10 protein-coding genes are annotated in these 12,168 nt (G+C 57.1%); 4 read left to right on the plus strand and 6 right to left on the minus strand.

Translation table 11 applies throughout. The annotated features are described in order from the left end of the window. Positions 1–55: 55 nt before the first annotated feature. The gene (gene trpS, locus ACR0DU_RS17480) at positions 56–1,084 is read right to left on the minus strand and encodes a tryptophan--tRNA ligase (RefSeq protein WP_010442865.1); all 1,029 of its coding nucleotides are present in this window, start codon (positions 1,082–1,084) and stop codon (positions 56–58) included. 86 nt (positions 1,085–1,170) lie between these two features. Here trpS and ACR0DU_RS17485 point away from each other — a divergent pair, with 86 nt between their 5' ends. Next, positions 1,171–1,857 carry a rhomboid family intramembrane serine protease gene (locus ACR0DU_RS17485; protein WP_170474333.1) on the plus strand — a complete coding sequence of 229 codons (687 nt, stop codon included), beginning with the start codon at positions 1,171–1,173 and terminating at the stop codon, positions 1,855–1,857. Between the two features lie 7 nt (positions 1,858–1,864). Here ACR0DU_RS17485 and murJ read toward each other — a convergent pair whose 3' ends face one another. Genes murJ through ACR0DU_RS17500 form a run of 3 tightly spaced genes read right to left on the minus strand, consistent with a single transcriptional unit; the run spans position 1,865 to position 7,354 of the window. Next, a complete protein-coding gene (murJ, locus tag ACR0DU_RS17490) occupies positions 1,865–3,406 on the minus strand; it encodes a murein biosynthesis integral membrane protein MurJ (RefSeq protein WP_480876226.1) in 1,542 nt (513 codons plus the stop codon). Next, positions 3,403–6,222: a [protein-PII] uridylyltransferase gene (locus tag ACR0DU_RS17495; RefSeq protein WP_480876227.1), complete on the minus strand. Its 2,820-nt coding sequence runs from the start codon at positions 6,220–6,222 to the stop codon at positions 3,403–3,405. The genes murJ and ACR0DU_RS17495 overlap by 4 nt, the downstream gene beginning before the upstream one ends. Further along, positions 6,182–7,354 carry a penicillin-binding protein activator gene (locus tag ACR0DU_RS17500; RefSeq protein ID WP_010442869.1) on the minus strand — a complete coding sequence of 391 codons (1,173 nt, stop codon included), beginning with the start codon at positions 7,352–7,354 and terminating at the stop codon, positions 6,182–6,184. The genes ACR0DU_RS17495 and ACR0DU_RS17500 overlap by 41 nt, the downstream gene beginning before the upstream one ends. 87 nt (positions 7,355–7,441) lie before the next feature. On the opposite strand from ACR0DU_RS17500, the gene rsmI reads away from it, so the two are divergent. The 3 genes from rsmI to gshB all read left to right on the plus strand — a co-directional run bounded on the left by rsmI (position 7,442) and on the right by gshB (position 9,666). Further along, a complete protein-coding gene (gene rsmI / locus ACR0DU_RS17505; RefSeq protein ID WP_010442870.1) occupies positions 7,442–8,299 on the plus strand; it encodes a 16S rRNA (cytidine(1402)-2'-O)-methyltransferase in 858 nt (285 codons plus the stop codon). Between the two features lie 4 nt (positions 8,300–8,303). Beyond that, positions 8,304–8,672 carry a YraN family protein gene (locus ACR0DU_RS17510; RefSeq protein ID WP_480876229.1) on the plus strand — a complete coding sequence of 123 codons (369 nt, stop codon included), beginning with the start codon at positions 8,304–8,306 and terminating at the stop codon, positions 8,670–8,672. A 61-nt stretch (positions 8,673–8,733) separates the two neighbouring features. Then, on the plus strand, positions 8,734–9,666 hold the full coding sequence (gshB, locus tag ACR0DU_RS17515; protein ID WP_480876231.1) for a glutathione synthase: 933 nt from the start codon (positions 8,734–8,736) through the stop codon (positions 9,664–9,666). Here the strand turns inward: gshB and ACR0DU_RS17520 are convergent. Together ACR0DU_RS17520 and ACR0DU_RS17525 are read right to left on the minus strand one after the other, a co-directional pair. After that, positions 9,663–11,177, minus strand: a complete 1,515-nt coding sequence (locus tag ACR0DU_RS17520) for a YifB family Mg chelatase-like AAA ATPase (protein ID WP_480876233.1) — start codon at positions 11,175–11,177, stop codon at positions 9,663–9,665. The genes gshB and ACR0DU_RS17520 overlap by 4 nt on opposite strands. Positions 11,178–11,225: 48 nt before the next feature. Further along, entirely contained in the window at positions 11,226–12,110 is an 885-nt protein-coding gene (locus ACR0DU_RS17525; RefSeq protein ID WP_480876234.1) for a glutathione S-transferase, read from the minus strand. Between the last annotated feature and the right edge of the window lie 58 nt (positions 12,111–12,168).

Below are 12,168 nucleotides of genomic sequence, written 5' to 3' on the forward strand. Positions count from 1 at the left end.
GCCAAACAAAAACGCCGCCCGGACTGGGCGGCGTTTCTAGATCGGGTTCTGATCATCAGGACTTGCCTGCACCGACCATGCCCACAATCTCGTAGGTTTTTTGCAAGATCGGGGAGGCAAGCGCACGCGCCCGTTCAGCCCCGCGGGCAAGTATCTGGTCGATCTCAGCCTCTTCTCCCATCAGACGCGCCATCTCGGAGGAGATGGGTGACAGCTTCTCAACCGCCAATTCAGCCAGCATCGGCTTGAACTCACCGAATTGCTTTCCTCCGACCTCTGCCAGAACCTGCTCGGCAGTCTGATCGCTAAGAGCAGCGTAGATGTTCACCAGATTTCGTGCCTCGGGCCGCTCTTCAAGTCCCTTCACTTCCGAGGGCAGTGCATCCGGGTCAGTCTTGGCCTTGCGGATTTTCTTGGCGATGGCGTCGGCATCGTCAGTCATATTGATCCGCGTCATATCGGACGGGTCCGAGGAAGACATCTTACGCGAGCCGTCGCGCAGGTTCATCACGCGTGGCGCTGGGCCACCGATGACCGGTTCGGTCACGGGGAAGAAATCAACGCCATAGTCATGGTTGAACTTGATTGCGATGTCGCGCGTCAGTTCGAGATGCTGCTTCTGGTCTTCACCGACCGGCACATGGGTCGCGTGATACACCAGTATGTCCGCAGCCATCAGTGCGGGATAAGCGAACAGACCCAACGACGCGTTTTGCGCATTCTTCCCGGCCTTGTCCTTGAATTGCGTCATACGCTGCATCCAACCAATCCGGGCGATGCAGTTGAAGATCCAGGCCAACTGCGTGTGCTCGGGCACCTGGCTCTGATTGAACAGGATGGATTTCTCAGGGTCGAGACCGGCGGCAATGAATCCAGCGCAAACTTCACGAGTCTTCTCACGCAGGCGATCCGGGTCTTGCCAGACAGTAATCGCGTGGAGGTCAACCATGCAGTAGACGGTCTCGAAATCCGGCCCCTGCATATCCACGAAACGTTTGAGTGCACCCAGATAGTTACCCAAGTGCAGGTTTCCTGAAGGCTGGATGCCGGAAAACACGCGCGGCGTGAATTGGGTCTCGGTCATCGAAGGAAACTCCTGTCTGGAAAAATCAGCCCCCGTCGCTTACCCATGAGGCAAAGGGACGTCAACAGCCGCGAAAGGCCAGCCCAATGAGCAGTGAGCATTATACACCGCCCGTGAACCCTCTGCCGCCGGTCGTGGTGGCATTAGTTCTGTTCATCATGGGGATCGAGCTGGCTTTTATGCTTGGCGGCCGCGGGCTGGTGGGAGGTCCAACTGCGGTTGGATGGCGGCTGGACGCGTTGCAGCAATACACGTTCTCGCCTGATATCTTCGACTGGATGGTGCAGAACGGGCGTTGGCCGTTCGAACATGTGATCCGCTTTGTGACCTATCCCTTTGTCCAGGCCAATTTTACGCAAGCGATATTTGTTTGCGTGTTTGTACTGGCAATGGGGAAAATGGTTGCCGAGGTGTTTGGCAGCATCGCCATGCTGATCATCTTTGTGGTGTCTGGCGTGGGCGGAGCGCTGGCCTATGCCGTTTTGCTGAACCCGCCCTATCCTCTGGTTGGGGGGTTTCCGCCTGTCTACGGGTTGATCGGTGCGTTCACATGGTTGTTGTGGCGTAAGCTTTCACTGGTCGGCGAAAACCAATCCCGCGCTTTCAGCTTGATTGCGGTTCTTATGGGGATTCAGTTGCTGTTCGGCTTGATCTTCGGCGGCACGTCGGATTGGGTTGCCGATCTAGGTGGATTTGCCACCGGGTTCGGCTTGTCTTTCTTTCTGGCTCCGGGCGGTTGGGCGCGCATTCTCAGCAAAACAAGGCGTGATTAGTACAAATTCAGCCTCGTTTTAGTGCATTTCGGAATTCCGAAAGCCTAAACGCGCCGAAGACGTGGCCCAACAAGAAATAGGCAATTGCTGCGGTAACGATGAGCATCAATAGCGCCAGGTAGCGCCAGCCGGGTATGCCAAACGCCCATCCAAACAAGTGGATCGCAGCAAACAACACAACGCCCATGCCCGCCGAGGCGGCCACGATCCGCCAGATTCTCTGTTTGAATCGATCGTCAAATCGTGCCTCGTCCCCCATCCTCCGTGCGCCGATTGCCAGCAAAGCTACCATCGCCCAACCAGCGGTCGAGGCCGCGATCGCGGGCGCAATCCAACCGGCGAAGGGATACAGGCCAAAGGCAAGTCCGGCATTCACCGCCATCGCAAATACGGCGTATCTAAACGGTGATTTTGTATCCTCGCGAGCGAAAAACAGCGGCTGTAATAGTTTTTGCAACATGAACGCAGGCAACCCGATGCCATAGATAGCGACAGCAAGAGCGGTAGCTGCTGTATCCTCGGCGCTAAACTGGCCGCGTTGGAACAGAACCGAGACCAATGGGCTAGGAATGATGAGAAAGGCAACCGTTGAGGGTAGCGTCAAAAGCAATGTGAACTCACCGGCCCGAGAAAACGCGTTGCGGGCGCCGTCTTTGTCATCTGCACGCAAACGGCGCGATAGATCAGGTAATAATACGATGCCAACTGCGATTCCGACCACTCCCAAAGGCAGCTGATACAAACGATCCGCTGCAAATAACCAACTGATAGCTTTTTCGGTTTTGGAAGCTACAAGCTGCCCCACTACCAAATTGACCTGCGTCACCCCCATGGCCAGCGCCGCTGGCACAGCGATCCGCACCATACGCCGCATTTCTGGGCTAAGCGTCGGCCAACCCGGCCGTATACAAATACCGGCGCGCTCAGTGGCAACCCAGACCAGAGCAAGTTGTGCGACACCAGCGACTGGGATGACTGCGATCAGCCAGCGGATCACGTCCCCTCCCGACATGGCTCCAAAAATCAATGCGAAACAGGCGAAGATGTTCAGCAACACTGGTGCTGCAGCGGCGGCCGCAAATCGGCCAGTCGCGTTTAAAACACCGGAAAACAACGCGGCAAGAGACATGAATAGGATGTAGGGGAACACGACGTATCCATAGTCCACTGCCAGATCAAAGCGCTCGTCTCCGTAAAAACCCTCAGCGGTAATCCAGACCAAGCCGGGCATAAAAACCATCGCTAACCCGACCAAGGCCAGCACAGCCACCGCCAACAGATTGAATGCGTCCTGCGCAAAGCCCTCTGCGTTCTCATCGCCCTCCAGGCGTTTCGAGAACATCGGCACAAAGGCTGCATTAAATGCACCTTCAGCAAAGAAGCGGCGGAACATGTTGGGCAGGCGGAACGCTGCGACAAAGGCATCCATAACCGGGCCCGGGCCGATAAAGGCGGTCAGCAGAATCTCCCTCAGAAAACCCAGAATACGGCTGGCGAGGGTCCAAAAGCCAACGGTGAAAAAGCCCGAGATCAGGCGGATCGGCTTCATGAGGCGGCCCGCTCCGCACCTTCGACGATGGCTTTGCGAAGCTTGGCTTCCAAGCCACGCTGCTTGGCCTCAGAATGGTATTTCAGACCAAACATATCCTTGACATAGAACGTATCAACCACCTGTTCGCCATAGGTCGCGATCACCGCATTCGCGATGTAAACATTGGCCGCCGCCAATGTTCGGGCCAGATCATAAAGCAGGCCGGGCCGATCACGCGTGTCGACCTCGATGATCGTGTAGATTTCCGAGCCTTCATTGTCGAAGGTGACGTGTGTTGGGACGTTAAAGGCGCGCTCACGTTTTTTGATCTTGTCGCGTGACTTTAGGGCGTCCCTGGCCACCACTTCACCCTTCAGCGTCTTGTGGATCATCTGGGTCAGACGCGGAAGGCGAGAGGCTTCGAATGGATGGCCTTCGGCGTCCTGTATCCAGAACGCATCGGTCACATAACCGTCTTTTGTCGTATAGCTGCGTGCATCTACAACGTTGGCCCCAACCAAAGCCAGCGCCCCGGCAATCCGAGAAAAGATACCCGGGTGGTCACCCATGGCGAAGCAAGCGCGGGTCGCGTCGCGATCTTCATCCGGATGCAAGCGGATTTCGACCGCCGCGGGGTCACCGCTGTCTTCGAGAGATTTCAGCATCTCCGCAAATTCGACATGGGTCGCAAGGTTCAACCCTTGCCAATAAGGATCGTAGTGGCGCCCGGTTTCAGTCTTCAGATCGGCTTTGGACCAGTTTTCCAACTCAGCGCGCAACTGCTTTTTCGCCTCTGCGCCACGGTTGGCACGATTGAGAACCTCCATGCCGGATTCCAGCGCGCGCTTGGTGTCTGCGTGCAAGGCGCGCAGCAATGTGGCTTTCCAGTTGTTCCAGGTATTCGGCCCGACACCACGAATGTCACAGACCGTCAGCACCGTGAGCAAATCCAATCGCTTTACTGTTTCAACCGCTTTGGCGAAGTCGCGGATTGTGCGCGGATCAGAAATATCGCGCTTTTGTGCCATATCGGACATCAACAGATGGTATCGCACCAGCCATTCCACGGTTTCGGAATCTGCCTTGTTCAGTCCCAGACGCGGCGCCACCTTGCGAGCGATTTGAGCGCCGAGGATCGAGTGATCTTCAGGCCGCCCCTTCCCAATATCGTGTAGCAGCAAGGCAACGTATAAGACCTTGCGATTGACGCTTCGCTCAAGGATCGAGGACGCCAGCGGCAGCTCTTCGATTAGCTCTCCGCGTTCGATCTGGGCCAGATTTACGATGCACTGGATCGTGTGTTCGTCCACAGTATAGCTGTGATACATATTGAACTGCATCATCGCTACGATGTGTTCGAACTCGGGCAGGAAAGCCGACAGTACACCCAACTCGTTCATTCGGCGCAGGGCCCGTTCGGGGTTGCCGTGTTTCAGCATCAGATCAAGGAAAATGCGCCGCGCCTCTTTGTCGTTGCGCATGTCTTCGTCGATCAGGTTCAGGTTTGCCGTAACCAAACGCATGGCGTCAGGGTGGATCAACATGCCTGTGCGCAGGCCTTCCTCAAACAGCCGCAGCAGATTGACTTTGTCTGACAGGAATTTGTCGGGGTCCGCGATATCCAGACGGCCATGAACAACCCTGTACCCGGCCTTGATCCGACGTCGACGGCGAAAAATGCGTTCCAGTAACGGCGCGCCCTTCATATGGGACGCCTCCAGCTTGGTCAGGAATATGCGGGTCAACTCGCCCACACGTGTCGCCTCGCGGAAGTACCGCTGCATGAATACTTCGACGGCGCGCCGACCCGCGCGGTCTTCGTAGCCCATGCGATCCGCCACCTCGACCTGCAGATCGAAAGTCAGCTGTTCTGTCGCGCGACCGGTCACCAGATGCAGATGCGACCGGACAGCCCAAAGGAATTCTTCGGCCTGAACGAATTCACCGAACTCTTCCGGTGTGAACAAACCCATCGGGACCAGTTCGGCAACATCTTTCACGCTGTAGATATATTTTGCGATCCAGTAGAGCGACTGCAGGTCGCGCAGGCCGCCTTTGCCTTCTTTGACATTGGGCTCAACCATATAGCGCTCACCTTGTTTCAGGTGCCGCTCATCCCGTTCCTTCAGCTTGGCTTCGATAAATTCCCGCTCAGTACCCTTGAACAGCTCGCTTTTCAGGTGTTCTTCAAGCTCTTGCGCAAGCGTCTTATCCCCGACGAGATAACGCTGCTCCAGCATGGCGGTGCGAATGGTGAAATCATCTGCACCCAAGCGCAAACAGTCTTTGATCGTACGCGAAGAATGCCCGACCTTCAGTCGCAAATCCCAGAGGATGTAGAGCATGGATTCGATCACGCTCTCGGCCCAGGCGGTGATTTTGTAGGGCGTCAGAAACAGCAGGTCCACGTCGGAGGAGGGAGCCATTTCACCCCGGCCATAGCCTCCGACCGCCAATACGGCGATTTTTTCCCCACGAGTAGGATTGGCGAGCGGGTGCAAATGCTCGGTTGCGACCTGCATTGCGGTCCGCACCATCTGATCCGTCAGATAGGTATAGGAATGTGTCAGAGGGCGTGCATCGAATGGGCGCTGTGAAAATGAATCGGAAATCGCCTCGCGCCCAGCCTTTTGGGCGTCTCGCAGAATACGCACTGTTTCTGCGCGCAACGCTGCGTTGTCTGAGCTGTTTTTAATTGCATCGGACAATCTGGCATCGACGGAAACGCTGTCAAAAATCTCGTCGGCTGAACAGATTAGGTCGTCTTTAGACGCGGTGGCCAGCGCCGGTCGCTCAGAATCCGGCGCCAGAGAAGCTTTGTGGGGCAGGGTCAATCACAACCACCTGTTTGTTCTGGATCGTGGCAACCGCCAGACCGCGTTCATTCGTACCGTTAGGTCGCAGGCGGAAGATACCACCTACACCCTGAAATCCGGCGTTTTGGGTCAGAGCCGCCCCAGTCAGGGCATCGGATTTGCCTTGGCTCACCAACGCGCCAATGGCGGCAATCCCATCGTAGGCAAGCCCGCTGATCGGGTGCGGTGCTTCGCCATATGTATTATTGTACCGCTGGCGATAGGCCTGTGCCTTTGCAGGATCAGGTAGCGCGAACCATCCGCCTTGGACACCTGGTAATTCCAACGTCTGTGCCGGGATGTCCCAGCGCGTCAGGCCGATATATTGCGTTGTTGCCGGTGAAACGCCTGCCTCTGGTAGCAATTGGCTGTAGAGGGGCAGTGCGCCCGCCGTCGTTGCAGTCAAGAAGATCGAATCCGCGCCAGTTGAGTCGACTGTCGCCTTGATGGTCGGAACCGAATCGATCACTCCCTGCTGAGACCGGTCATATCCAACGGTACCCGCATTATTGACGCGGCTGTTGCTGAGCGCGGTGGCAATGGCAGACCGGCCCAACTGGCCTGCCGAGTCATTGCTATGCACTATGACAGTATTGTTCTTACCCTGCTGTCCGGCGTAGTTCACGAGCCTGTTGGCCGTGTTTTGGAATGTGGGCCCGAGCACATAAACATTGCCGCCCGCAATGCTGGTGTTGTTCGAGAAGGACAGCACGTTGACGTTGTTGCTTAGAACAGCAAGGCCCGCCGCATTGGCCGCCTGCGCATATACTGGACCAAGAATGATCTTAGCCCCATCCGCAACGGCTTGCTGTGCGACACTCGATGCTGTTCCTGCATTTCCAGCCGTGTCATATACCCGCAGGTCAATCTTGACGTTCGGCAAATCCGCGATCGCCAGACGTGCGGCATTCTCAAGGCTTCGCGCAAGGGCGGCATCACCAGATTGAGGCGATCCGCTTGGCACCAGAAGCGCAACCGGGACCGGGTCTGAGGCGTTGATCGAAGGACCTCCACCCAAGCCTCCGGCATCACAAGCAGCGAGGAATGCGGCCGTAGCCAGAGCGATGGCGGATTTCGCCAGTTTGCGTGCGGGCTTGCAAACGGTAAACATCTAAAAGAAAACTCCCTGATCCGGCGTCTGAGGGCACCTTGGTCTATTGATCCGCGATAATAAACGTCACGCTGTGAGGGTCCAGCTTTGAATTTCCAAAAGATCAGATTGGCCGCAGGGCTGTATTTTGTCGCCACTCCAATCGGGACAGCGCGCGACATTACGCTCAGGGCTTTGGATGTGCTGGCCTCGGCAGACATGATCGCTGCCGAGGATACCCGTAGTCTGCGTCGGTTGATGGAAATTCATGGCGTGCCGCTCGAGGGGCGTCGTATTTTGGCCTATCACGATCACAGCGGAGCTGGCGCACGTGGCAAGATCCTTGAGGCGCTCGCGCAGGGGCAATCGGTTGCCTATGCATCCGAGGCCGGAATGCCCCTGATTGCCGATCCCGGCTATGATCTGGGGCGTCAAGCAGCCGAGGCCGGGCATAACGTGACCTGTGCACCGGGCCCGTCTGCCGTATTGACCGCACTGACATTGGCCGGTCTACCGACCGACGCCTTCTTCTTTGCCGGTTTCCTGCCCAATGCTTCTGGCGCGCGGCGTTCGCGAATCGAGGCGCTGCGTAGTGTCCCCGGAACGCTGGTTTTCTACGAATCGCCGAAGCGTGTGGCGGGTTGTCTCGCGGATCTGGCCGCAGTGCTGGGTGGTGAGCGCCAGGCGGCGCTCTGCCGAGAACTGACGAAGAAGTTTGAAGAAACCCGAAGAGGGACGTTGGCGGATCTTGCCTCCGAGTATCAGGATGCATCCGTCAAGGGCGAAGTTGTCTTGCTTGTAGATCGCGCCCATTCGCAATCTGTTAAGGAAACCGACGTAGAAGAGGCCTTGATAAGAGCCTTGGAAACGCATTCGGTACGGGATGCAGCAGATCTGGTATCAGAGATGTTCAGCCTGCCGCGCCGTCCGATTTATCAGAAGGCCCTGAAACTGGGAAAAGGATGAAATCATGCGGCGATCTGTTCGGGGTTCGGTTTCATATCACGCCGGACGTTCGGCAGAGTTTAGCGTTGCCACTGAATACCAGCGCCGAGGGTATTCAATCGCACAGCGCAGATGGCGCGGCGCAGGTGGCGAGATTGATTTGATTGCGCGCAATGCGGATGGGTTGGTCTTCGTTGAGGTCAAGAAAAGCCGCAGTCTTGAAACCGCCGCCGCTCGCATCAACCGTCGACAGATGGATCGAATTTGCACATCTGCTGCGCAGTATCTTGAACAGGAACCCGGCGGGCAGTTGACAAACACGCGCTTTGACGCCGCTTTGGTGGATGATACCGGAACTGTTCAAATCATCGAAAACGCCTTCGGTATGAACTGATCACCATTGAACCCGTCGAGTCTCTGCGCCATGTATCAGGCGTGGAATTGAGGGATAGACCATGAAAATCGCCTTTCAGATGGACCCGATCGGGGCCGTGGATATCAATGCCGACAGCTCGTTTCGTTTGGCAGAAGAGGCTCAGGCCCGCGGCCATCAGCTTTTTTTCTATGGCCCGGATCAATTGGCGTATCAGGAGGGCAAAGTTACTGCGCGCGGGCACGACATGACAGTGCAAAGGGTCGCTGGCGACCCGGCTGTTCTGGGGCCAGAACGCGAAGTGGATCTAGCTGATTTCGATGTGGTCTGGTTGCGGCAAGACCCTCCGTTCGACATGCACTACATCACTTCGACCCATTTGCTGGACCGTCTCCGGGGGCAGACCTTGGTGGTGAATGACCCGTTTTGGGTGCGAAACTATCCGGAAAAGCTGCTGGTTTTGGATTTTCCTGAACTGACGCCGCCCACCACAATTGCGCGGGATCTGCACACCATCAAAGCGTTCAAAGAGAAACACGGCGATATCATCCTCAAGCCGCTCTATGGCAATGGGGGCGCTGGTGTGTTCCGCCTTGATGTGAATGATCGCAACCTGACATCGCTGCATGAGTTGTTCACGGGTTTCTCGCGTGAGCCGTTGATTGCACAGAAGTTTTTGCCGGATGTAAGAAACGGCGACAAACGTGTCATCCTCGTGGATGGCGAGCCGGTGGGGGCCATCAACCGCGTTCCAGCCGAGGGTGAAACCCGCTCGAACATGCATGTGGGTGGGCGCCCTGAGAAAATTGGCCTGACTGATCGCGATATGGAAATCTGCGCTGCAATTGGGCCGTTGTTGAAAGAACGTGGACAGATCTTTGTCGGAATCGATGTGATTGGCGACTACCTGACCGAGATCAATGTCACGTCACCCACCGGCATTCAGGAGCTTGAGCGGTTCAACGCTTTGAATATCGCCGAAAAAATCTGGCAGGCGATTGAGGCCAAGTTTTAAGCCCCTGCCTTTGCGCTGATGCGAAAGCTCAGCGCCTCGGCGACATGGGGGCGGCGCACGTCCGGCTCTCCATCGAGATCGGCGATGGTGCGGGCGACCCGCAGGATACGGTGGAAGGCGCGGGCCGAAAGGCCGAAACGCTCGGCAGCTTTTAGAAGCAACTCCTTGCCTTCGGAATCTGGCGCGGCGATTTCTTCCAATAGGTTGCCTTGAACATCCGCGTTTTGACGGGTCTCGGGGGTGTCGCGAAACCGGTCAGCTTGAACAGCGCGCGCGGCTTCAACGCGCGCAGCCACAGCGGCTGAACTATCGCCCGAAGGTGGCAAATCGAGATCGGTAAAACCTACAGGGGGTACTTCGATACGCAGGTCGAACCGGTCCATTAGTGGCCCTGAGATGCGGCCCAGATAATCCTCGCCACAAACCGGTGCGCGCGAGCAGGCACGGGACGGATCAGTCAGGTATCCACATTTGCAGGGGTTGGCAGCGGCCACCAGCATGAACCTGCATGGGTATTTCACATGGGCGTTGGCGCGGGCGACCATGACTTCGCCGGTCTCAATCGGTTGTCGCAAGGTTTCCAGAACGGTGCGCGGGAATTCGGGAAACTCGTCCATGAAAAGAACGCCGTTATGCGCCAATGAGATTTCACCGGGTTTTGCACCTTTCCCCCCACCGACGATAGCCGCCATTGAGGCGGTGTGATGCGGCTCTCGAAACGGTCTGGCACGGCTGATGCCGCCTTCGTCCAACAACCCACAAAGCGATTGGATCATCGAAGTTTCCAGCGCTTCGACCGGCGTCAGCGGTGGCAAAATTCCTGGCAAGCGCGCCGCCAGCATGGATTTGCCCGAACCCGGCGTCCCGATCATGATCAGGTGATGCCGCCCCGCGGCGGCGATTTCCAAGGCCCGTTTAGCGCGTTCCTGCCCTTTTACGTCTCGCAAATCACGCGCGCTGGGCGAAAGACTGACCTCGCCCGGCGTCGCGGCGGGCAACGCGGATTGGCCGGTGAAGTGCCGCACCACATCTCCTAATGAGCCAGCACCGATCACTTGCGTGGCATCTACCCAAGCGGCTTCCGAGCTAGAGGCGCTGGGGCAAAGCAAGCTACGATCTTCAGCGGCAGCCGTCATGGCGGCGGGCAACGCTCCGACAACCGGAACAAGCGAGCCGTCCAACGACAATTCGCCCAAAGCAACAGCGCCCTCGGCGGCGTCCGCAGGAATGATCTCTAGCGCAGTAAGCAACGCAACTGCGATAGGCAGGTCGAAATGGCTACCTTCTTTGGGCAAATCGGCGGGCGACAGGTTGATGGTGATCCGTTTCGAGGGCAGTGCGATGGCCATCGCGCTCAGTGCGCTGCGCACCCGATCCCGCGCCTCAGAAACTGCCTTGTCCGGTAAGCCAACGATGGAAAACGCTGGAAGACCCGGTGAAACGGCGCATTGCACTTCGACCGGGCGGGCATCGACCCCTTGAAAAGCGACGGTGTGGGCGCGGGCGACCATGGCAATCCTGTTTTTTGGCTAACAGGACGTTGCTGCCACGTCTGCGGTTTAGGAATCGTTAACGCCGCCGATCATCGCCGTAAAATTCGGCCAAGCCCCAGGGTCGGCAACAGTTTTGTCCCGGCAAAACGGATTGCAAAAGCCCCAAACCTTACCTTCGAGTTCTAAGTAATCCCTCACCGGTTTTCCGGAGTAGGGACAGGCGGAGTTAATGGATGGGCCGGTACTGACGGTTGCCGCTTTCGAGTTCTCGCCAATCGGCCAGTTATGGGCGGTAAGGTTTTGTGGATAGGGAAAGGGATCATACTCAATGGTCATGCCCATGGCACGCCATTGCCGAACGGAAATGTCTGAAAGAAGGTCCATGCAGTAGGTGCGATTAGCCTCAGTCACGGGTAGGTCGTAGCCGATAATCCGTGCTGCAACCGGAGTATAGAAGACATCAGCCAACGAGTACGCACCAAACAGAGGGCCCGACTCGGCACCCGAAATACTCCGAGCATGAGCCCAGAGTGTTTCGATCCGCTGCAGATCCACCAGCGTATCTTTAGAGGGGGTGAAACCTTCCCAGCGATATTTCAACTGCATGGGGCATTGCCCCCGCAGAGCTGTGAAACCGGCGACCATCTCAGCACAAAGCCACCGGGCTGTTGCACGAGCTGCCGGCTTTGTTGGCCAAAGTCCGGCGTCAGGGTGGTGTTCGGCCAAAGTCTCTGCCATGGCGAGGCTTTCACCGACCACAATTCCATCGGGTAGCCGCAATGTTGGTACCAGACGTGCTGGTGCCAGTGGCTTCATATCCGCTGCCATCGTCCCGGAGTAGAGGCCAATCATGTGGGTGCGGTAGGGCAGGCCGAATTTTTCGAGCATCAGCCATCCGCGCAAGGACCAGCTTGAAAACAACCGGTCGCCGATAAAGAGGTCATGGGTCATGCGCCAACGATGCAGGGTCGATGCGCGTTCGTAAATCAGTGATTTGTGCGCAGTCCTA

Source organism: Ruegeria sp. G2 (assembly GCF_056533505.1).